Below are 23037 nucleotides of genomic sequence, written 5' to 3'. Positions count from 1 at the left end.
AAGAGGCCCCGCATAACATTATGCAGGGCCTTTTCGTATATTAAGCTTATATACTTATATATCTATACATCCACACTTAAATCTCTTGATCCATACTTATGCCATCCATTCGAAGCTTCATTTACTTCATGGCTGAGAATTGTACTAGTGATTATTTCAGCCAAGGCAGACTACTGTACGATGGAAGGTCCACTTCCCAATTCACATCACGATACTCACGGTTAACTGCGGTTCGTTTCAAAATGAATTTCGTTCCATTTTCTTTTTTATAACCTTGGATAATCAACCTGAGATCACTTACGATGTATTCTTCGTTTTTATTTGGCTGATTCGTAGTTCCCATCACTTCAACGGGATACTCCTTTCCTTCATGATCTATAGCCACCCATTGATCTCCATTAATATCATTTTGGAAAGTCCCTACTCCCTCCAAAACAAGAGAAGAGTTCCCTTCAAAGTTTCCTTCTGGTAACTTTAATGATTGCTGCACTGGCCAATAATTATATTTGGAAAATAAAATTTTATCTCCAAATTGTTCAAGCTGTAGTACGTAGGTGTAAAATTCAGCATCCTTACGCATCTTTTCTAAATCCACTTCCACGGACTTCTCCTCCCGCACCGGGATGGTATAGCCATCCAGGACAAAGCGAATCTTCTTCGCATCCACCGTAACATAAGCAGGATCCCATGTCTCAGAAAGCCTCATCTGACCATCATTATCCTCACTCAGTCTACTCATATCTCGGAACCGAAATTTGGCTTGACGGGCATTGGGTCTGTTCTCATTAAAGATTCGATACTCATTCGTTTCCGGAATTTCGATATGATACATTAAGTCCATATCATCCGCCCAATTCTCTCCGACTTTGGCACGAAGTTGATCATCCAGACTGATGTTCATGTCAAGGCGGGTCCCGTTTGGCGTACGTACAAGCTGTGTCATATCCAGTTTCAAGCCCTCAGGAGTGGTGTAGGTGTTGTTCATGGGAGCCTCAATAGCCATTAATTTGGCTTTGGTCATATCGATGTTGAATTGGAAACTCCAATCCACCGTTGTATTACTTGCTGTAATTTCCCCAGTAGCAGCATTATAATAATCAGGGATTTTTAAATAACTTAATTCCCCCCGTACAAATACGTGATCTGGAATATCATCTTTCAGTTGGAATACAAACCTTTGATACTTCCCACTGCTAAGTCTCGTATCTACAGCCATGGAAGCAACACTGTTCCCTTTTTCATCTGTAACATGAATTCTTCCCGCATCCAGATAAATAGCCGGTATCACGCTGCCTTTAGGGTCGCTTTGTTCTGTTATAATAATAATTTGTGAACGATCCACTAGGACATCGCTAATCTTGAGCGTATACCCCTGATCTACAATTTGAATATTCGGATTAATTACAAGATCAAGTGGTTTCAGACGTTTAAAATCGTCCGTCAGATAAGCAGATCTTATCTCTTCTGGTACGGGTATGTCGGGAAGCCGCTGATCCACAGCATTTACAACGGGTTGTGCTGGCTCTGCTGTTCGGTCAAAAACAAACCAAGCCCCTCCGGCAAGGATCACAACAGCCGCTGCAGCGATTCCAGTCCGGCGCATCCAATGCGCTCTCATGGATTTTTTCACGAATGAATGCTCTTCTTCGCCACTTTCAATAGACACGCCATCCAGCTTCTGCATGACCTTAAGCGTGAAATCCGCATCTGGTTCCTCTCGATACAAATGATCCTCCCACAACCGATCCTCATCCTTTGAAATAGGCTTCATACGTAGCTAAACCTCCTTTGCGTTCCATTTGCTTCCTCAGCGTTTTTTTCCCGCGGTAAAGGGCGTTGCGCACTTTGGTTGAACTCATGCCTGTAATGTCTGCAATCTCTTCATAGCTCAACTCGTTTGTATACTTCAGTAATAACACCAGGCGATACGATTCAGGTAACTGTTCGAGTTGGCGATATATTTCACGCTGCATCTCTTTATGCAGCACACGTTTTTCCGGTGTTTCATTACTGACAGGTTCGATCCCTTGATCGACCGGAGACATGACAGGTTTCTTTTCCCGTATAAAATCCCGCATCCGATTCACCGCAATGGTGTATACCCACGACGAGAAACTGCTTCCCTCCCGCCGCGACGGAAGATAACGATAGATACGAATGAACGTATCCTGAGCGAGATCCTGTGCATCCGGATGACTCGCGCCCATTCCGCGCATGATGCCGTAGACTTTATTTTTATATCGATCCACAAGCACGGAGAACAACTGCTTATCCCCTGCAACAATGCGCTGAATAAGCTCCTCCTCCGGTATCTGTTGAGTCATGTAATCCCCCTTCTCTACAGCTTCCATGCATGGTTCTGTACTATATAGACGGAAGCCGTTCCCGAAACCTCTCACTTTATCCAAAAAAAAAGAATTCGCCCTATCGACAAAGCCGACTGGGTGAACTCTGCATACACATATATTATTACCGCAGCACATTCTCTACAGGTTTCGTAGTGAATCTTTTTGGCAATCCGATCACACATTCGGTCATAACCCTCTTCCTGCTACCTCTTATCCCTCCTGTCTTTCTTACCTAATCATTTTCCCCGTTCTTCTCCGCAACAAAATCAGCAAGCTGCGAATAGATCGCCACAATCTCATCCATCGACATACGCACGAGTCCACTGGACGATGGAGCGACGAACTCCTGAATTTCCTTGACGACCGGGTCGTCCTGGAATCCCCATTGCACTTTGGCGCGCTTGCTGTACTGGGTGTATACGCCTTTTCCAACAAAACAGGCGATGTCTGGTCGGTAATCCTCCAGCTTTTTCCGTAAAATCTGGCGCCCTTCTGCATACTCTTCCTTCGAAATATCTTCCACGCCTCTGGTGGGCCGGGCCACAATATTCGTGAATCCATACCCCAGCTTTAGCAACTCTCCATCCTCCTGTGCATCGTATAAACGCGGGGTTAATCCCGACCGTTCAAGAATGCGCCAGAACCGGTTTCCTTTGTAAGCATAATGATGACCTGTCTCTCCAGACGTAATACTCGGATTAAATCCGATAAACAATATCGATAAACCAACATCCAGATGATCTGGAATCATAATGGGAAGCCCCCTTATCTTTTTTAGCCAATTCACACTTTCAACTGTGTATAAAATGATATAATAAGCAAAGCATTTTCGAAATCGGATTGAAATTTTCATGAAAAAGGAAGCTGAAACTGATGATTGCAGACATCATGCTTGAAGTCGTCCTGCCCGTCTTTCTCCTTATCGCCGTCGGGTCCTGGATGCAAAAGGTGTTCAAGCTGGACTTGTACACGCTCGCCAAAATCAATTTCTATTGTATTACCCCCGCAGCCGTCTTTATGAGCATGTATCACTCGGATATGTCGGGCGAACTGCTCGGGACCGTGACACTCTTTTACGCAATATATGTATTAATTCTCTATATTGTAGGTTCTGTATTTGCGCGCTCACTTAAGATGAATAAAGGCATGAAAGCTGCCTTCAACAACAGCATTATGCTGGATAACGCAGGCAACTATGGACTGCCCATCAATGCACTGGTATTTCGCGGCGACCCACTCGCCTCTTCCATCCAGGCGCTGGTTATGTCTTTACAGGCATTGCTGACATTCACCTATGGTGTGTTGTCCATTCAGGGCGCGAAGCTCAAAGGTAATTACCGTGCGGTGATTATTGGATTTCTTAAAATGCCCGTTCCGTATGCACTCTTACTGGGGATTCTGTTCCACATGTGGAAGGTTCCCTTGCCTACGTTCCTATCCATGCCGCTGACCTATGCGCAACAAAGTATGGTTGCCGTGGCACTGTTGACTCTCGGAGCACAGATTGTAAAATATCCAATCCGACTGTACCGTCTTGATGTGTATATTAGCACATTTTTGCGTCTCCTGATTGGCCCCGCCATCGGGATTTCAATTGTGCTACTGCTTGGACTGGAAGGCATCGCTGCACAGGCACTCATTATCGCTTCGGGTATGCCTACTGGTGTTAATGCATCCATCCTGGCGGAAGAATACGATAACGAACCCGATTTTGCAGCCCAGACGGTGCTGATCTCAACGTTGCTTAATATCATTACGATTACGGCACTGATCTCTTATGCCAAAACGTTCTAAAATAAAAAAACAAGTCCATGACCCATGAGCAGGGTTGTGGGCTTGTTTTTTGAGTGTTAAAGCTATGATTCAAACGTCGTTCGTTCCGGGAACTTGCCGCCTTCCCTGAATAAACATCGTACCAGTCGCTGCGCGGCTCGGTTAAAGAAAAAACTCGGGCTTACCCCATCCACCTGGACAGGTTCCAGCTCCTTCACACTTTCCTTGATCTTATTCATCTCAATGAGCCCCATCTTACGCTCATTCGGTCCGAATCGATAAATAACCTTCTCATCGTCCTCCGTCTGTTTCACCAGCAGAATCATAGATGCCATACAGGTTACCCCCTATCGTTACGTGATGAGATTCCATTAATCACTTGCCTACTATAATTATTACCCAGATTCTAGTGGAAGGATATAGGACTTAAGTTAGTTATACCTAAATTAAATATCCTAATGTAAAGATTCTCTTCAATGAGTCGTTAGGCTCACAAACACCTTATTGACGCTATCCTTCTGGATAGTCACTGTCATGAAAGTGCGTACTGCCCAAATCGTTTTTCTCCGTTTATGCTTACCCTAACCTTATTTTGAATTCCAAAGGAGAGAAACATATGACTGCAGCTCAAATCTATAGCCACGGTGTACCGTGGGAAGAAGCATTTAGCGTCGCACAGGGATACAGCGTTAACGGTATGATCTACATTGCAGGACAATTTTCGCATGATATGCAGGGGACGTTTATTGGTGTGGATGATATTGAAGCACAGGTTCGCCAGACACTGGATAACTTGGATCGTGTGCTCGCAGGATTCGATGTGACCAAGTCGAACATTGCTGAACTGGAGATTTTTCTGGTTCACCCGCAGGAGCATCTTGAGGCGTGTGTCGCCGTGTACAAAGGGTATATTGGTACACATCGTCCGGCTGTCACGATGGTCGGGACGTCAGGACTCGCCTTCCCTCATCAACTGATTGAGATTCGTGCGGTTGCACATACGAACTGATCCAGATCATGTCAAACGTTGCAGTACAAAGCACACAGGCCTGATAAGAAACTTGCTTTAACGAATTTTATATGCCAAATAAGCCGGTTCGGATTAACTCCGAACCAGCTTCATATTCATTTCTTATTCTTTTACTTTACCAATCTACAAACGCGGGTCCACTCTCTCCGACTCCAGCGATAGCGTTGCCAGCACGCATTCATGAATTCGTTCCACTGGCTCTCTACGTATAAAGCGCTCAATCCCCTCCATCCCCAATGCACTCTCCATTAAGGCGTGGCGTTCTTTTTTGGATGTTTTGCGTTTACGAAGTCGGGACAGATTCTCGGGTGCCAGGTAATCCATCCCATAGATGATGTGCAAATATGCACGCCCTCGTACTTTAATCGCAGGCTGAATGATTTTGTTGTTATTCCAGGCGCGGAACGTTTCCGGTTTGATCACAATCCCCTCATGCCCTTCCACCGTAATTTCATCCCACCAACGAATGACATCTGCTTCATCTGCCTCACTTGCGATCACACGATATTCCGTCTCCATCATCAGGGTCGACATGCGAGCGAACTCACGGTTCTGCTCCATATGCCATTCATGTGTTTGCTGCCAAAATGCTCCCGTGCTATGTGCAAGTGTGTGGAACGGTGCAATCCGAATGTCCCCGATATCCTCCACATCCCAGCAGTATTTCTGGAATACATCGCGGAACGTCTCGGCATTGGCAAGTTTACCTGCTGTCTCCTGCAACCACTCATCTACATTCCGACCTGCCGCTTCAGCTTCACGAAGTTTGTCCAGCACCGTAGAGCGATCCAAGAGCGAGGCTTCGGCCACGTGTGCATATTGTGAAGCAATCAGCTCACGCGCCTTCAGATTCCAAGGTACAATCTCCGCATCGAGCAGTACGAACTCCGTCCGATGACGATCAAAATAACCATCTGCGGTCAAGTCCGCATGTAACCTTAAGAGCACATCCTGCTCTGTCGAAGGGTCAAAAAAGGATCGGCCCGTCCGGGTCACAATGTTCCCCAGCATCGGTCGGCCCACTCGCTGCACCGCAGCTTGCTCATTGCGGAAAAGAAGCAAAATGGCCCGGCTGCCCATGTGTTTCTTCTCGGCAACCATACGGGTAGCGCCCTGTGAGCGATAATACTGGAATGCATCCTGTGGATGCTCCAGGTATCCCTCTATAGAACATACACCAGGCGGAGGACTCATCGTAGGCGGGATGTAGATCAGTTCTTCCAGCGGAACAGTATAATGGGAAAACGTATCAATCGCCGTCTTCGCCACCTCACCATGCACAGTCACATCAAGTTTGGATGCTGTCTGAACCGTGAAACCCTCCTTGAACTTACGTATGTTGGGTGGAGCAAAACGCCGCTGTTCCCAGCGCTTTAAAGGACTATCCGGATCTGCCGCATAATCTTGCTTGGCCGGAACACTGACTGCCTCACGTTCTGGCATTCGCCAAGCAGTAAGCATACCACCAAAAACGACACCTTGATCAATGTTGACCGTATCATTCACAATCGTAGGATATGGACGGGGATCATGCCCCCAAACGATGCATTCACCTGAAATGTGATCCACGTACCAATCCTTGCGTACAGGCCGACCTTGCTCATCCGTGCCTTCCACATCGCCATACCGGCAGTAATCCTGAATGCGTTTGGACTGTTTTCCGATAAAATGATCTCGAATCCCTGCGTGTGCAACAACCACTTGTCTTACCCCATTGCGAGAAAAGACCAAATGAGATGGTGCATCAAGCAGAAAGGTCTTAAGCTCCGCACGTACTCGCTTTGCTGTCTCCTGACCTTGCTCCTGCTCAAGCTGTAGCAGTTCCATCTCCACCCGTTCGTCACCATGACTCAGCGTAACGTCACGACCATCCAGATAACGTGCGATCTTCCAGCCGTGATTACTGTCAATCATGTAGGCGAGCTCGGCGGCACAATGACGTTGCCAGAACAACAGACATTGTAACGACTCTGGACCACGGCTCGTTACGTCACCAACGGAGACCAATTTACGTCCTTCAGGGTGACGGTACAGGCCACTTCCGTCCTCGTCCACATATCCGAGGCGCACGATTAATTCCATCATTTCATCATAACAACCGTGAATATCTCCGATGATATCAATACCTGTACCCATGTCGGTCACTAGCGGATTGGATGTGCGGACAAACGTAATCTCATCCGGCTGCTTCAGCACATAACTGGCATCAAAGCCATCCTCACGGATCGAGCGTAATGTACGCTTGAACTGCTGCACCTGTTGCTTCACCCGTTGACGTCCACGCGGATACTCCCGCTGGGCATCACGTTCCAGCAGTTCTTTTTCCGGGATATCCAGCACCACAGCAATTACAGGCACATGAGCTTTCCTTGCCACCTGAATCAGACGCTCGCGATCCTCGGGATACAGATGTGTCGCATCCACCCAGGTCAGCTTGTTCAGACGGCAGCGGGTTGCCAGCATCGCCTCCATCGCTTCAAATGCTTTGGCCGATACTTGCTGATACTCTGCATAGATCACATCCGCTTCGCTACGGGGACGTTGTTTCCAATCCACATACTCATCATCTCCAACCAGCATGCGGAATTGATCGGATGAGACGGCTTCCGTGCGGCGAATGACGCTCTCTGCGACGAGACGATCCAACAACGTACTTTTACCACTGTTGGACGGGCCGACGAGAACGATGATACCTGCATGGGGCAGACGAATCTCCCGCTGTCTTCCCTCCGAACCACTTTCCCGATTCTGCCGGCCTTTACCTGCACCCGCTACTTCGTTAGATTCCGTTTCTTTCCTCATGATAGACTCTCCTTTCTCCGCTCAAAAATGACCAGTTGGGTAGGCTGTCCATAGCCTTCTACATGCTCACCGATACCCTTAATTTCATAGCCATAGTTCCCGTGCTGCGTCCATTCCTCACACCGGGAAGCAAGCTCTGCACGAGTCCACTCAAAGCGATGATCATGGTGACGGAAACTTTCCTGCTCCATTGCATACACATCGTTATATTCCTTGTTCGGTGTAGTGACCAGCAGCACTTCTGGCTGATAATCGTTCATGATTGTATCCATAATTCCGTTCAGACGATATTCCTCGATATGCTCAATGACTTCGCACAGGATCATGACGTCCTGGTTTTGCATCTGCTCGTCAAAATAAAAAAGTGAACCAATGATCGGCTCCGGCATAGCCACCACTCCAGAACGACCCTCCAGCTTCGCGAAGCGCTCCATGGCCCGAAGTCTTGACTGGCTTGAAGGTTCGACTGCCAGAATCGACTCCACACCGGGAATGTAGGATAAGCGAGCGGACAGCTTGCCTTCACCCGCTCCCATATCCACAATGCGCCGTTTGACTGGCAACGCTGCAACCACATCCGTAATCGCACGATAACGCAACTCGTTTAACCGTACAGGGGGTTCAGATTGTCCGCTATCGGACTCGACCCCAGGATGCTCTTGTTCTCCTTCTTCCTGATGTTCCACGTTATTCTCCTGAATAACCGTATCCAAGACTTGAGCTATTCCGCTCTCCTGTCCAAGAGACGCAGACAAAGCACCTTCTTGACGCTCATACTGCCGGATCAATTCGGCAAAACGCAGCGTGCGCTTCACAATGAGTTCTTTCAGTGGGTGAGCATCCAGCCACCCTTCACCATATCGTTTGATTTTATCGATCTCATCTTCACTGATGAAATAATGTTTGTAATTATCCAGTACTGGAATCAGCAGAAAGAGCTGGCGCAGTGCATGTTGTACTGTGTTACGTCCACGCAGGATGATATGGCGAACCGTGCTTCTATTTTTCAGATCAAATGAATACGATAGCTCTCCACGTTCCACCGAAACGGCGTAACCTAATGGCGAGAATAATTCCTCTACAACCCGATCCGGCAGATCGGACGCCACCGGGCCAAAGGTCAGTTCCAACTCGAAAGCGTGTCCTACCCATTGCACATAGTCTTCCTTCGGCTTACCATTCAGGGCCGTCCCGAGCGCCGCACGTATGTAGGAGCAGAACAGGCTGCTGGTCACGAACTCACGATCATTGATATATTGCGTAATGTCATACCCGTCGGGTGTGCCTCTGACCAGATCCACAGGATCAGGATCAGCATGAATCAGCACTTCTGTTTCGTTCTCTGTAGCCGTAGTGTACACCATTCTTACACGTACGCCTTTGTCTACCCGGTCATATATATTCAGCGGATTTTTCGCTAACAAATGGGATACAGCCCCCGCGTCAGCGCCGCTTGCTTTTAAGATCAGATGCATCGGTTCTCCTCCTTTTGATTCAGTTCCATACCTCTTGCAATGCAAAACGGAAAATCCGGTCCAATTCTTCAAATTCAATAATCTGCTCATTCTTCATCTGTCCGGCCAGTCTGTCAAAATGCTCGATTCTCTCCGCCAAAAAAGCCTGTATTGCCAGCAACTGCGGCTCCAGATCCAGTTCCTCGCCCGCCTTTTTCCGGCGTAGCAACTCATGAATCTCCGTATACAGCGGTGTAGTCGCAGGTACAAGTTCTTGCACCAGCTCTTCGAATGCCATCGGTGGCATTGCATCATAACGTTCGATCCAACCACAAGCGAGTAAGGGGCGAAGCACATAGAAATACTTTTTAATCTTGACCCTCTCACCTTGTAAATAATCCCGAAAATTGCCCTTTGCCATATTCAGATAATGATACATGCAGGACTTGGGCGAGAAGGTCAAAGGCGACAGTGCACGGATATGCTGTGCCACGCTATATTGTTCATCATACTGAATGGGGGATTGTAGCCACTCCAACAGTGGTGGATTGGATTTGCGAAACAGCTTCAACGCCTTGCGTAGATCCCAACCATTAATGTCGAGCTGATCACTGATCGGGCGTTCAATAACATCCCTTTTATCCTCAATCGACAAGTACCACTCCAGCGATCTTACATATAAGAAACGCACATCATAATCGCTATCCTGGGAAGGAAACCCCCACGCCCGGCTGCCGGATTCACAGGCATAGATGATCCGTACCTGCTCCTCCTGTTCAATCTGCTTCAGCTGTTGTCTGATCGTATCTCTCATTTCTTCATGAACATAGGTCATGGTCAGTTGCCTCCGAATTCCCCAAATTAAATATCTATCGCTCTCACCCGGTCTGCGAGTGTATCATATCCTGCCACAGTCTCAGCAATATACGTCAGTACCGTTTCACTCCAACCGTAGATGTAAAAGGTTTTGCCATCCCGTGGCGGTACCATGGCCTGCCGATAAGGTGCTATATCCACAATAAATGCCTTCAACTCCGGATTCATCATCCGACGATATCGCTCAAGCTCGACATATAACGGGCTGCCTTCATTCTGCTGTTCATCGGTGATCATAATGATCTGATCCACTTTCTCTCCGTTATCCCGAAGTTCCCGCACTGGTCGACCTGTGTCTGTTCCACCTTGTGCGCGAATACGGTGAGCTTGGGAAAGAATGCTTTCATTCATCTTCGGGCGAGCATCCTCAACCATATGGTCGAATAACCAGAACAGGGCATTACCTCTCGTTTGTTTATAAAGCGCCAGTGCCAGCACCGAACCAATCCGTAAATAATCCCCTTGCATGGAACCCGACCGATCCAGGAAAATAGCCGTTCTTCCAGGTAGCGTTGGCAGGTTGCCAATGGATAACTCCACTGCTTGCCGCAAAGCATCCCGCAACTCTTCTCTCGCAATCATTTCATACGCACTGGCGAATCGGAAAGGTAAGATGCGCGACTTGCGCAGGGCTTCTGCATCCGTTAGACGGCCCGTTACGTAATCGATATTTTTCGATTTTTCAAAAACACCCGCCCGATCCATTGCATTCAGATGGCGTAACAACGCAAAAGTCGGCATCTGAAACATTAACGCCTCCCAAACCGTACGTGTCGGTTGCATGATCGATGTGACCACTGAATATGGGAGTTTGCCTTTCTCGATCAGATGCATCCGGCTTGCCGGGTTGCGGGTAGTTTTCAGCTTTTCCAGCGCCTGCAACTGCGGCAGTTCCGCAAGATCCGTCTCATGCCCGCGCAAATAACGAAACAAGGCTTGCTGCTTCATATTTATCGGCTTAGGGTGTGCTGTAGCGATCATATCGCCCAGACTATATCCACGTCCACGTCCGTTGTATTTGATAGCCCAGTATTCGCTGATTCCGTTCAAAAAGAGACTCACCTGGCGCTTCACCGCTCGGCCGCCCTGCCCACGTCCCAATCCTCTTAGGATGGTCAGAAAATCAGCCAAATCAGCCGGTGTCTGTACGACTTGAGAGAACACCTTTGCAAACTGATCGGGGTCCACTTTGGACAACAGTGCCAGCCCGTATAGAGGTTGTAACCGCATCAAACCTTCATTACGAGCATAAACCAGCGCCCGCGCCATAAACCCTGCATCGACCTCAGCCATCTCCTGATGACTGACTATCGCATCGTCCATCAGTTGCTGTGTATCTGCATAGAACGTATTGTTCAATGTATTGGTCATCAACATCTGTATATATTGTTCCTCCACCAATCGCTCATAGGCTCGGTACCCCCCATGATTACGTGTCGTTGGCTGAGGTTGATTAAATAATTGTTTCGCTCTGCTCATCACTCATGACCTCCCGGTGTGAGTCTATTTGCTGCTCTTTTATAATAAAATGTTCCGAGGAAAAAGGTGGGAAGGTTTATACCCGCTCTACCGCTGAGCTACACCGCCATGAACGGCGGCGATTGGATTCGAACCAACGACCTGGTCGATTAACAGTCGAAGTAACCCTCCCTGGCGCCTCGGAACCTTGATCCACAGTGCTTGTTGCCGCCCCGCTTCACAACCTCATTATGCCTCACACATCTGCACACGAACATGGTAGAAGTATGACGACAACTCCATTTCTGAAATGGAGTCAATCTTCATAAGTTTAAAATGAAACCTGCCACTCATCCTGCTACAATGAAGGGATAACAAGGAGTGAGTGTTCATGGCAAGAGAGAGCTTCGACAAAGAAATTCAGTTCTTACGCATGTTATCCCTAACAAGCGGTGCATATAACCGTAAACAGTATGCCGAGCGGCTTGGCATATCCGTACATACCTTTGATAAAACCAATCGCAGACTAAAAGAAATCATGCAGACCGTCACTGACCAGCGTTCAGGTGCCGAAGCAAGCCGGGAAATGGCCGATCTCGTCCGCTTCCAGTACGGAGAATCTGCTGAGCCCTTGCTGCTCTTCCTCTTCCGCGCCAAGTCGATGAAAGAGACTGAAGTTCAGCGTCTTTCTGTCCTTTTGCATACCTTACAACATAAAGCACTGACCGCGATGGAACTGCTGGACGCCTGCTGCGCTGATCTTCCGGAAGAACTCGCGTTACCTGACGAGAAAACTATCCGTTCCGATCTGAAGTATCTGGAAGAGGTTGGGGTTATCCGGAAAGAGCCCGGTGGCAGACCCTATCGATATGCTTTGCAACAGGATATCCTTACCGAATTAACGGTGGAGGAACAGCTGGAGTTATATGATTTTGTGGATATGATGGCAAACACTCAGGTTCCTTCCGTACAGGGGTACTTATTGCGGGACAGTTTGAAAAAAGCCATTACGGCAAGTTTTCCGCAAGAAGAAGCTACCGAGCCCTACATTTATAAGTACCACTATTATTCTCGTATCCTGGACGAAGCTCATCTCTACACGCTGCTTAGTGCGATTCGTCAGCGCAAACGTGTGCAGTTCCTATACTATTCACCGAAAAAACCATCCAGCTACAGTTCACAGAATACGAATCCACGCTTTGAACGGGAAGCAGGCGGACGATCCAACCGGATCGTGCCCCTTGAAGTGATCTATGACCATCAGTATGGTCGTTGGTATGTGATTGGATATCAGGGCCGGCGCGGCTTTGTGAAATTTCGGATGGAAGGCATAACACAGTTGGAGGAACAGGATTCAGTAGAAGAGCAATACATGCTCAAGCTAAAGCAGCAGTGGACCGACATTAGTCGCTACAGTTGGCTCGTGGATACGGGGAATACCGTGACGGTTCAAGCTCGTTTTTTCCACCCGGAGCGTGGTCAGCGTAACTTCATTCTGGATCGGGTTCGTCTGCAAGGTCAATGGGGCAAGATTACACCCGAAACGGATCACACTTTTCTCTATGAAATCCAGGTCAACGGTACCACTGAGATCAAACCGTGGTTACGGAGTTTTGGCTCAAGCTGCGAAGTAATCGCACCTCAGCGATTACGCCTAGAGATGATCAAGGAATGGAAGGAGATTGCGGAATACTATGAGCCTGTTCGAGAAGATGTTCAATTACCAGATGATGACCCGACTGAATGAAACTGGACTGTTCACCTGGACCTCACAGGAACGGGCCTGGCTTCGCATGATGCTGAATCACCCTGCTGCGAGAGAAGCACTTAGCCCTGTAACGTTGGACAAAATGCAAAACATGCTGAATGGTGAGCAGGACCTGAACCTTCAGGATTACCTGACTGAAAAAGCCAAAAGCGAAGAAAATAGCGTATCTCACCCACTGCTTAGACAATTACGGCTAATCATTTTGCATCACGAAGGATTTCGCATGACGGGTCGCGTCCGCAATGGACGAACGAGCCATGATGAATTTGGCTTCCCGTACAAACTGGAGTATTCCATGGTCAAAAAAGAATGGTACGTGCTATGGTATGCTCCTCGCTTCGACAAGCTCATGTCCACCAAATTGCACAGCATCGTTACCGTGGAAGCCCAACCGGTTGATCCGGATACCGCTTCGGGCTACACTGCCCGAATTGCTGCGATAACGGAGAAACGTAAGACGACCATCACCATCGAAGTACTGCCCGAGTTCAATCAGGAGCTGTCCCGAATCCTCTATGCCTTCTCCTGCTTCGAGAAACAGGTCGAGTACATGGAAGCCCAGCAGACATATCGGATCGAGCTGACCGTTCCACGGAATGAGATGGATTATGTCTTATCCAAAATGCGTTTTCTGGGCAAACGGGTTCAAATTGCTGACCACACGGTGCTGCGGGAGCGGATGTCTGAGACAGCTGCCAAGGCATTGGCCCGTTATGCGGAAAAAGATCCTGATATGCTTTCCCAACGCTCCAATAAAGTTCAGCACCATCAACGCGAAGAGGGACCTTTCCCGAAAGCCGATGGTCACTGATCATGTAAGAGTGGGTTAAAACCATATCCCATTGCTCCAGAAGCAAACTCATATACAAAAAAAGGTCTGGATAATCTCATCCAAACCTTTTTTTGTAAACATGCGCTCTTCTACTACGTTGCTCCACCACTGCTAGCTGCCGAGTTCCGTCTTTTGTTTATCGCATGCACACCCATGACCACTGCAATTAATTCATACGTGTCCAGTTGTTCCGACTGGTTGTCTAATACAAATGCGCCTGAACTAAACCATCCACTGGTACGACGGAAACTGGCTACGATGCGTCCACCACTGCCACTTATATCATATTCCTGCGAAAATGCTGGAGCAGACACATCATACGTTCCTCGTGATCCTGCGTCATATTCATACTTTTTGCTAAAGAAACTGAACCTCGCCCGTAATACACCCAGGTGTCTCCCATCTGCTGCCGTGATATCCCAACGATTCGTTAACATGCGAAATTTGCCGCTGCAGACCAATCCTGAGTTATCCGATACATCGAGCGAAGAGCCAAAGATACTTTTCAGATCCAGATGCCCGGCCTGTTCCTGGTTCGGATTCATAATCTCGGTGTAACCTGCGTTAAAAAAGTTATCCCTGAAATATAATTCCATAACGATTTCCCCTTTCCCTCAAGTGCCCTTTCGTTCTCTTAACCTCATCTCACACCCAGTGCACACTATATCTTTATTTACGTATAATTAATGGAATTGGATTCAAAAAGTGGAACATTTCCGGATATAAAAAACGAGCAACCCTGGTTGCTCGCGTTATTGTTCAAGTTATCCTGTCATCAGACTTCAACTTTTTTGTTGTTCAGATAAATGGTAGCCCACACCAAGATGACCGCCACAATGACTTCAAATACAATGCTTCCCCACATGCCGTCCGACCATAATACACCATTGGCTGTGATTGCAATACCTGTACTTTCTTCCGTATACCGGAACATCTCATTTGGACTGAAGCGTCCAGTCGTAATAATATTCTCCAACCAGCCAATCAGATTAACGAGGACAAAGAATGTAACGATTCCGATCCATGGTCCCGTTCTCCAGCGGAAGCTGCCTGCAATCGAGATTGAAAGGAAGATAATGACGGTCATGAATACCATAACCCATGCGCCAAACAGCAACAAACTAATATAATCCGAAACATGCAGACCCGAAAGATCAATATTGCTAGCCATGTTCATTCTGAGCTTCATTGAAATATAGATGTAGGCATGAGTCGTAAAAATAATCACTAACCCCAACCCACAAAGTAGTCCAAAGATCAAAGGAGACAACACATGTGACAGGCCCGTTACGGGTAACAGACGGCGATTATAAGAGCGGATATTGGACGTATATGTTTTGATCATTTTCACATAAATAGCCACACCAACTCCAACATACCCCATCATGCCAAGTACAATCCCTGTGACCTCAGACACGAAAAGGGAAAGCCCCACTTGAGCGATAATCAAAATAACTAGCCCAGCCAGCAGTGTATTCCAGTTCCTTCTAAAGTCATACTTCAATAATGTCATCATTCCGCATAGACCTCCTTGAACATCTCATCCACACTTTTTCCATATTTCAGCCGGAGCGTTTCCACTTCTTCCCGCATCACCAGTTCGCCCTCGCGAATAAAGACAACTTCATCAAAAATCCGTTCGATATCATTCACCAGATGCGTGGAGATGATCAGACTGCTCTCTTCATCATAGAATTTGACGATCGCATCCAGAATCTTGCCTCGCGCAACCGGGTCTACTCCGCCAATCGGTTCATCCAGCAAATACAGACGAGCCTTACGAGAGAGCGCCAGTGTTAGTTGTAGTCGTTCATTCATCCCTTTCGACAGATGCCGTACCCGGTCACTCTCGACAAGGTTCATGAAGTCCAGCATCTCCCGCGCCTTCTCCTCATCAAAATCAGCATAGAAATCGCGATAGTACGCAATCGCATCCCGCACTCTCATCCACTTCTCGGTCAATGGGCGATCCGGCATGAATGAAACCAATGACTTCGTCTCCAGACCAACAGGCTTGCCTGTGACTTGAATCGTTCCACTGGTAGGATGCAGCAAACCTGCAACCAGCTTCATGAGCGTACTCTTGCCACTGCCGTTGCTACCCAGCAGACCTACGATTCGGCCAGGAGCAATATCCAATGTGATATTACTGAGCGCTTTCTTATTGCCATATGTCTTGTTAATCTGGTTCAGTTCAAGGATGTTACTCATGCGTTGATCCTCCCTTTCCTTCCGCAACGGCATCGGCTACGATGGATAAGATATCCTGCTCTTCAATCCCCAGTTCCTGCATTCCGGTCAGAAAACGTTCCAGCAATTCACTGGCCATTTCTTTTTTGATCGTCATTATCTTCCGCTCCTCACTGGTCACGTATCTGCCCAAACCACGTTTGGTTTCGACCACTTCTTCCCGCTCAAGCTCCTGAAATGTCCGTTGTACTGTATTTGGATTGATCTGTAATTCAGCCGCGAGTTCACGAACCGAAGGAATTTTGTCACCTGCCTGAAGTGTCCCGGTTACAATCTGTCTCTTGATGTACTGCATGATCTGCAGGTAGATCGGTAAGTTGTTATCAAATTCCATAGTCACAAAGCTCTCGCTCCTCTCTGTACTGGTGTGTTAGTTACATAGTACACTAGTGATATAGTGTTGTAAAGCCCAATTGTTAAAATTTAGATTCACTCAATGGTTGGGCAAGCTTCGGCTATTGATGCACAAAAAAAAGAGCAGATCGTGAAGATCTGCTCTGCATAACTTAATTAGTTTTATTTCACACGATATCTAAAGGTACCTTGCCATTAGGCGCAGGGAATGCCTCATTCAACCGGGTCAGTTCCTCTTTTGTCAAAACGATGTTCACTGCTGCCGCATTGTCTGCCACATGATTCAGTTGTACCGCCTTGGGAATCGCCATTACGTCTCCGTCTCTGATTACCCAGGCTAATGCGATCTGCGAAGTCGTGACTCCTCGACCCTGTGCAATCTCTCGAATGACCGGATGCTCCAACAATTCACTTCGAAGTCTGCCACCTTGGGCCAGTGGACAATACGCCATGACCGGAACACGTCGTTCCCGCATCCAGGGAAGCAGCTCATGTTCGATACCACGCGAGGCTGTATGGTACAACACCTGATTCACCATACATTGAGCACCCTCCGGCAGGCCCCATAACTCCTGCATATCCCTTGTATCCAGGTTCGATACACCCCAACGCAGAATTTTACCGGATTGCTTCAATTGTTCCAAAGCCTGAACCGTCTCTTCAAGTGGCACTCCTCCGCGCCAATGGAGCAGATACAGATCCAGGCGATCTGTTCCTAAGCGCTTGAGACTTCGCTCACATGCTGTAATCATCTGCTTGCGATCCGCGTGATGGGGATACACTTTGGATACGAGAAAGACTTCGTCACGATAGCCCGATATAGCCTTTCCCGTAACAACTTCTGCCCCGCCTTCTGCATACATCTCCGCTGTATCAATCACGGTCAGTCCCTGTTCAATACCGGAACGCAGTGCCCGTACTTCTTCTTCCCGGCTGGATTGCTTCTCTCCCATGTTCCATGTGCCTTGTCCTATCGCAGGCAGGGCAGTTCCATCTGGAAGTAGAATCGTGCGAGTTGCATTACCATGCATCATCTATATTCCTCCATTCTGAAGACTCTATGGACAGTGTGATCTCTCTAATGACGACTATACGAATCATGAATCATGCTATCATTTACATGTCTCCAATGGCTCATCATCATGATATACAATTGATCAAGTGGCAATGTGAGGCTACTTTGGGCAACGCTGATAGTCGCATCGACCATATTGCTGTTGACCGTCATCAACTTGCGTTTCATCCCATTCTGGCGATCCAAATAGGCTTTCTCATCTCGCAGTTTGACCCCGATCATTTTCTGACCCATTAATTCATACATAAAAATATTTTCAACGTCTCTCCAGGCCACGGCTCCTCCTGCGGTATAAGAAGATGCATCCACGAACCCATCCTCATCGATCACAAAAGAAGGTTCCTTCTTGATCATCTTTACCAGACTGTAGCAGAAACATAGACCGAAAAACAAAATGGAAAGAACACCAATCACACCCGAAAGGATGGAATCATTCGTAACTGAGGAACCATCAAAAATCAAAAAAAATCCGGCTGCCACAAAAAGTGCTGCCCCTGCCGTAAGCCACGCCATTCGTTTTCGGTTTGGATATTCCACATGCTGCTCATAGGATGTGCTCAACGTGACGTTCCTCCTCCATTGCGACTGAATCATAAGTGTTATATATAAACGAATTGCTATGAATCGAATACCTGAATATAGAACAGGAATTGCATTGTCCATTAAACCAAATTCACCCATGTTAAACATTTAGATTAAGACCATTTTTCATCATTTCTGCGCTTATTCAACATTAGGATTCGTCATCCTTCGAGCAAATCCTTTTAACACACCTGTATGAATTGAACAAAGAATATTTACACTTGCCACTCCGATGACAGAACAACCTTCCGCTCGCTGTTATCCCCAGATTTTTCGATTCCACTTTTTCAAAGTGAAAATCCGGGGATAAAGGCGAACGCTCCGCTTCTTCAGGTTATTTCTGTCCTCTACGTTACGTGCAAATATTTAATTCAATTAATATACATTGTTAAATGTCTTGCCCCTCCTTCATTACCCTTATTGTCCTGTCCCTAGCTTTCCGTTAATATAAATGGAAAGGTTAGGAAATTAACCAATTCTAATTCATGGTGGGAGGACAAACAATGATGAGTCAGCGCGGCATAACATCGGAAGATCTTTATCAGATTACATGGGTTAACGATCCAACTCCGTCTCCTCAAGGCGGACAACTGGTATATGTAAGCCGGAAAACGAATGAAGCACGTGACGGTTATTGTTCTCACCTAAGACTGCTGCATCTGGGGAGTCAAAAGGACAGGCCTTTTACTTATGGAGAGAAGGATCTTTCCCCTGCCTGGTCGCCAGATGGGACTCAGCTTGCTTTTATACGAGAGGTTGATGGTAGATCCCAAGTGTGGATTATCGCATCAGATGGCGGAGAAGCACAGCAAATCAGTCACCTGAAACATGGCGTCAGTTCCCTGCTATGGTCACCGGATGGTCATACCTTACTTGTGAAATCATCCGTGGATATGAGCGGACAAGAAGACTTAGAAACTACAGATCCTAAAGACGATGAACATAAACTACCGCAAGAACATGTTGTAGACCGGATTCGCATGAAATCAGATGCCGGCGGATTATGGAACGGAAGACGTGCACATCTGTTCACCATTCCATCGATCGACTCGGACGCGGAAGCAACCCCGGTAACTACAGGTCATTATGACGTTGGAGACTATGCCTGGTCACCGGACGGAACATCCATCGCATGGATCGCACAGATGCCCGAAGAAGGCGAGGAGCATAACGATTACACCCTGACCAATCATATTTACCTTGCCAAGGCAGACGGATCAGATGTGCAGCAGATAACTCCGGAAGGATATACGTTCAGCCGACTGACTTTCGCACCGGATGGAAAATCCTTGGCACTGCTCGCCAGTGACCGTTCCTATGGAAATGCCACACTTGTGAAGCTGTACACCCTTCAGATATCAGGTGGTGAACTCGTATGTCTGATTACCGATTGGGATGTACAGTTGAATCACAGCATTGTCGGAGACATGCGTTCACATCTGACAACCACGGGGCCTGTATTCAGTCAGGATGGTTCGTCCATCCTCTGTCTAGCGACGATCCATGGTAGTGTACGCATCGCCAAATTCGCACGAGACGGCAGCAGTGCCGACTATATATGGCCTGACGAACGGGAGATTTATCAATTTGCCGAGTTGAAAAACGGGCAGATCGTTGCCGCTGTTGCGGATACACGAAGTCCTGGTGATCTCTATGTATATGAGCAACCGGAAAATTCCGAAGTAGAACCTATTCAGCTCACCCGGAGCAATCCGCAACTTGAGGATGAGATCCACCTTAGTACACCGGAAACCTTCTGGTTTAATTCCTCGGATGGCCTACGGCTGCAAGGATGGATCATGAAACCTCATGGCATGGTCGACGGGGTCAAAATCCCGACCATTCTGGAGATTCATGGCGGCCCGCACATGATGTATGGTTTTACATTTATGCACGAGTTCCAGATTCTCACCGCACAAGGCTACGCTGTTGTATACATCAATCCACGCGGTGGCCTCGGATACGGGCAGCAGTTTGTAGATGCCTGTCGCGGAGATTACGGTGGTGGCGATTATCGCGATCTCATGGAGAGCGTGGATTACGTCCTATCCCAATATGAGTTTATCGATGAGTCCAGACTAGGTGTAACCGGCGGTAGTTATGGAGGCTTCATGACTAACTGGATTGTTGGACACACGGACCGCTTTAAGGCCGCTGTTACCCAGCGTTCCATCTCTAACTGGCTATCGTTCTACGGCGTAAGTGACATTGGATATTTCTTCACGGAAGACCAGATTGGCGGTAACGCATGGGATGACACGGAAAAGCTGTGGAAACATTCTCCGCTCGCTTATGTCGGCAACGTAAGCACTCCGCTGCTCATTTTACATGGCGAACAGGATCTGCGGTGTCCGATTGAACAGGCCGAGCAGTTATACATTGCGTTGAAACGACGCAAACAGATCACCCGTCTTGTTCGTTTCCCAGGTGCCAACCATGAGTTGTCTCGGGGAGGTCATCCTCACCTGAGGGTACGCCGTCTGGAGCATATTGCCGGATGGTTTAACGAGTACCTGTAAGGACTAATATTTAGACTAATAATTCAGTGTATAGAACCAGATAGGGATTTGACCAAAAAAGCCGTCCAATGAAATCTGTTACGATTTCAACGGGCGGCTTTCGCTGTTCGTCTTTTCTTTCGCTGTTCGTCTTTTATAGAAGGGAAGATTACTCTTCGCCCCACACCACGGTGATTTCATTCAGATCCTTGTTGGTTGCAGACACAGAACCCGTGATGGTTACGGCATATTTACCATCTTCACGACCCACGATGCTGAAGCCGTCTGCCTGGATATCCTGAGTGTTCTGACTCAGATTTTTGGTCTGGTAGTAGTCTTTGTAGGATGTTCCAACGGTTAGTAATGTTTCTTTGGTTGTGTAAGTGAGCACTACTTTTTTGTTACCATCCATTATGTTCTCAATGAGGCTGGTTGACTTCGCATCCTTCGGTAACGGGAAATCTGCTGGCAGATACTTGGACTTCACGCCTGCCGCCTGTGTGTTCGTACCTGTGGATGGCGATGTCGATCCACTGTTGCCTGTGGATGTTGACCCACCAGAAGAGCTTGAAGAGCCGATGCTTACTTTATTGTTTTGAGCATCATACTTCACTTCGGTCTTCAACGCATCTGCAATGGAACGAACGGGAAGATATGTACTGCCTTGATACGTAATTGGCGCAAGCTTTTTGCCCTGATCACCTGTCGGCGTGAATTTCTGTCCGTTCACTTCGATGGCGAGCCCATGATTCAGATAAGCTTTGATCGTCTCCAGTTGTGTACCTGCATATACTCCTGCCGATCCCGTCAACACCATGCCAAACACACCCGCAGCAATTAACCACTTCTTGTTTTTCATCCCAATACGCCTCCTGAATTCAAATGTCAGCCTTTTGCATACATCTTACGATTCATGATGATCACTCGATGTAAGCAAAAGGCTCATGTAGTTATGCTCATCATGTATGGGTACGAGCTTATTCGGATAACAGCCCGTTGTTCCATCAAATGTTAGCAATATAATAGCATCTGGTAAGAGGATGTAAACGATTAATGGCTAAAACAGGACCTGGGGCGTACAAAAATAGTCTTTGTTGTATGCCTGCTGTTCCCTGGCTCGTTAATTTGTTCTTATATGAATAAAGTCCCGAATTTCGGACCATATATATGAAGCTCTCATACACGCATAATAGTTGCGAAAATAACCAATGTATTAGATAATTGTTTGTCGATTGTGGTCGAAGGAACGGAATTCAAGGGGGATTTATGCAATGAACAATAACAGTACATTTGACCAATCTATTAACCGGATTTCTACAGGATCAGAGAAATGGGATGCGCTTGAGGATATCTTCGGCGCTGCTGATGCGCTTCCGATGTGGGTGGCCGATATGGATTTCGCTGCTCCACCATCCGTTATTCAGGCCCTGAAAACACGGATGGAGCACGGAATTTTTGGTTATACAGTACGGACTGAGGCGTATCATGCAGCTGTTGCAGGGTGGATGGAACGGCGTCACAACTGGAAAATTAACGATGACTGGATCGTATTCACTCCAGGTATCGTGCCTGCACTCAGCATTGCTGTGCAACGATTCACGGGGCCGGGAGATGCAGTGGTCATCCAGACTCCGGTGTATGCTCCCTTTTATGAAGTCGTACGTGGTCAAGGCCGTGAACTGATCACCAATCCTTTGGTAGAGAATAACGGTCATTACTCGATGGATCTGGAACAACTGGAATCCAGCTTGCAGACGGGTCGGGTCAAAATGCTTATTCTGTGCAGCCCTCACAACCCGGTTGGACGGGTATGGACTCGTGAGGAGCTTGAAGGACTTACGTCACTGTGTCTGCAATACAACGTACTAATCGTCTCGGATGAAATTCATGCTGATCTTGTTCATCACCGCGGAGCTCATACACCGCTGACCCTGATC

The 23037-nt window shown here is 47.5% G+C and carries 21 protein-coding genes; 6 read left to right on the top strand and 15 right to left on the bottom strand.

Translation table 11 applies throughout. The annotated features are described in order from the left end of the window. Positions 1 to 151 precede the first annotated feature (151 nt). The 3 genes from PAHA3_RS00105 to PAHA3_RS00095 all read right to left on the bottom strand — a co-directional run bounded on the left by PAHA3_RS00105 (position 152) and on the right by PAHA3_RS00095 (position 3099). On the bottom strand, positions 152 to 1771 hold the full coding sequence (locus PAHA3_RS00105; RefSeq protein WP_062832929.1) for a hypothetical protein: 1620 nt from the start codon (positions 1769 to 1771) through the stop codon (positions 152 to 154). Next, a complete protein-coding gene (locus PAHA3_RS00100; protein ID WP_062832928.1) occupies positions 1749 to 2324 on the bottom strand; it encodes an RNA polymerase sigma factor in 576 nt (191 codons plus the stop codon). Before PAHA3_RS00100 ends, PAHA3_RS00105 begins: the two co-directional genes overlap by 23 nt. A gap of 256 nt (positions 2325 to 2580) precedes the next feature. Next, on the bottom strand, positions 2581 to 3099 hold the full coding sequence (locus tag PAHA3_RS00095) for a mismatch-specific DNA-glycosylase (protein ID WP_062832927.1): 519 nt from the start codon (positions 3097 to 3099) through the stop codon (positions 2581 to 2583). Positions 3100 to 3221: 122 nt separating this feature from the next. Between PAHA3_RS00095 and PAHA3_RS00090 the strand changes: the two genes are divergently transcribed. Further along, positions 3222 to 4142: an AEC family transporter gene (locus PAHA3_RS00090; protein WP_062832926.1), complete on the top strand. Its 921-nt coding sequence runs from the start codon at positions 3222 to 3224 to the stop codon at positions 4140 to 4142. A 62-nt stretch (positions 4143 to 4204) separates the two neighbouring features. Here PAHA3_RS00090 and PAHA3_RS00085 read toward each other — a convergent pair whose 3' ends face one another. Further along, positions 4205 to 4456: a hypothetical protein gene (locus tag PAHA3_RS00085; protein ID WP_062832925.1), complete on the bottom strand. Its 252-nt coding sequence runs from the start codon at positions 4454 to 4456 to the stop codon at positions 4205 to 4207. 281 nt (positions 4457 to 4737) lie between these two features. Here PAHA3_RS00085 and PAHA3_RS00080 point away from each other — a divergent pair, with 281 nt between their 5' ends. Then, the gene (locus PAHA3_RS00080; protein ID WP_062832924.1) at positions 4738 to 5130 is read left to right on the top strand and encodes a RidA family protein; all 393 of its coding nucleotides are present in this window, start codon (positions 4738 to 4740) and stop codon (positions 5128 to 5130) included. 144 nt (positions 5131 to 5274) lie between these two features. Here PAHA3_RS00080 and PAHA3_RS00075 read toward each other — a convergent pair whose 3' ends face one another. Genes PAHA3_RS00075 through PAHA3_RS00060 form a run of 4 tightly spaced genes read right to left on the bottom strand, consistent with a single transcriptional unit; the run spans position 5275 to position 11762 of the window. Continuing rightward, entirely contained in the window at positions 5275 to 7953 is a 2679-nt protein-coding gene (locus tag PAHA3_RS00075; protein ID WP_082762670.1) for a polynucleotide kinase-phosphatase, read from the bottom strand. After that, on the bottom strand, positions 7950 to 9428 hold the full coding sequence (locus tag PAHA3_RS00070; protein ID WP_062832923.1) for a 3' terminal RNA ribose 2'-O-methyltransferase Hen1: 1479 nt from the start codon (positions 9426 to 9428) through the stop codon (positions 7950 to 7952). Before PAHA3_RS00070 ends, PAHA3_RS00075 begins: the two co-directional genes overlap by 4 nt. A gap of 19 nt (positions 9429 to 9447) precedes the next feature. Continuing rightward, positions 9448 to 10242, bottom strand: coding sequence for a nucleotidyltransferase domain-containing protein (locus PAHA3_RS00065; RefSeq protein WP_062832922.1), 795 nt, complete (start codon positions 10240 to 10242; stop codon positions 9448 to 9450). A 26-nt stretch (positions 10243 to 10268) separates the two neighbouring features. Further along, positions 10269 to 11762: a TROVE domain-containing protein gene (locus PAHA3_RS00060; protein ID WP_062832921.1), complete on the bottom strand. Its 1494-nt coding sequence runs from the start codon at positions 11760 to 11762 to the stop codon at positions 10269 to 10271. 370 nt (positions 11763 to 12132) lie between these two features. On the opposite strand from PAHA3_RS00060, the gene PAHA3_RS00055 reads away from it, so the two are divergent. Next, positions 12133 to 13488, top strand: a complete 1356-nt coding sequence (locus tag PAHA3_RS00055) for a helix-turn-helix transcriptional regulator (RefSeq protein ID WP_062832920.1) — start codon at positions 12133 to 12135, stop codon at positions 13486 to 13488. Next, a complete protein-coding gene (locus PAHA3_RS00050) occupies positions 13436 to 14320 on the top strand; it encodes a WYL domain-containing protein (RefSeq protein WP_062832919.1) in 885 nt (294 codons plus the stop codon). Before PAHA3_RS00055 ends, PAHA3_RS00050 begins: the two co-directional genes overlap by 53 nt. Positions 14321 to 14433: 113 nt before the next feature. Here the strand turns inward: PAHA3_RS00050 and PAHA3_RS00045 are convergent, their stop codons facing one another. From PAHA3_RS00045 to PAHA3_RS00020, 6 genes are all read right to left on the bottom strand, one after another. Further along, positions 14434 to 14937, bottom strand: coding sequence for a hypothetical protein (locus tag PAHA3_RS00045; RefSeq protein WP_062832918.1), 504 nt, complete (start codon positions 14935 to 14937; stop codon positions 14434 to 14436). Positions 14938 to 15116: 179 nt separating this feature from the next. Continuing rightward, positions 15117 to 15857, bottom strand: a complete 741-nt coding sequence (locus PAHA3_RS00040) for a hypothetical protein (RefSeq protein ID WP_062832917.1) — start codon at positions 15855 to 15857, stop codon at positions 15117 to 15119. Next, the gene (locus tag PAHA3_RS00035) at positions 15854 to 16552 is read right to left on the bottom strand and encodes an ABC transporter ATP-binding protein (RefSeq protein WP_062832916.1); all 699 of its coding nucleotides are present in this window, start codon (positions 16550 to 16552) and stop codon (positions 15854 to 15856) included. The genes PAHA3_RS00040 and PAHA3_RS00035 overlap by 4 nt, the downstream gene beginning before the upstream one ends. Then, a complete protein-coding gene (locus tag PAHA3_RS00030) occupies positions 16545 to 16931 on the bottom strand; it encodes a GntR family transcriptional regulator (RefSeq protein WP_062832915.1) in 387 nt (128 codons plus the stop codon). The genes PAHA3_RS00035 and PAHA3_RS00030 overlap by 8 nt, the downstream gene beginning before the upstream one ends. Positions 16932 to 17112: 181 nt before the next feature. Continuing rightward, positions 17113 to 17976: an aldo/keto reductase gene (locus tag PAHA3_RS00025; RefSeq protein ID WP_062835903.1), complete on the bottom strand. Its 864-nt coding sequence runs from the start codon at positions 17974 to 17976 to the stop codon at positions 17113 to 17115. Between the two features lie 47 nt (positions 17977 to 18023). Then, on the bottom strand, positions 18024 to 18581 hold the full coding sequence (locus PAHA3_RS00020; protein WP_062832914.1) for an STM3941 family protein: 558 nt from the start codon (positions 18579 to 18581) through the stop codon (positions 18024 to 18026). Positions 18582 to 19105: 524 nt separating this feature from the next. Between PAHA3_RS00020 and PAHA3_RS00015 the strand changes: the two genes are divergently transcribed. Then, complete coding sequence (locus PAHA3_RS00015; protein WP_062832913.1) at positions 19106 to 21121, top strand: S9 family peptidase; 2016 nt, start codon at positions 19106 to 19108, stop codon at positions 21119 to 21121. A 148-nt stretch (positions 21122 to 21269) separates the two neighbouring features. On the opposite strand, the gene PAHA3_RS00010 is transcribed toward PAHA3_RS00015, so the two are convergent. After that, positions 21270 to 21959 carry a stalk domain-containing protein gene (locus PAHA3_RS00010; RefSeq protein ID WP_062832912.1) on the bottom strand — a complete coding sequence of 230 codons (690 nt, stop codon included), beginning with the start codon at positions 21957 to 21959 and terminating at the stop codon, positions 21270 to 21272. Between the two features lie 412 nt (positions 21960 to 22371). Between PAHA3_RS00010 and PAHA3_RS00005 the strand changes: the two genes are divergently transcribed. Continuing rightward, a partial coding sequence (locus PAHA3_RS00005; protein WP_153028154.1) for a MalY/PatB family protein occupies positions 22372 to 23037 on the top strand: 666 nt, incomplete at its 3' end.

Source organism: Paenibacillus amylolyticus (assembly GCF_001570725.1).
Taxonomy (GTDB): domain Bacteria; phylum Bacillota; class Bacilli; order Paenibacillales; family Paenibacillaceae; genus Paenibacillus; species Paenibacillus amylolyticus_A.
This window is presented reverse-complemented; position numbering and strand designations above follow the sequence as displayed.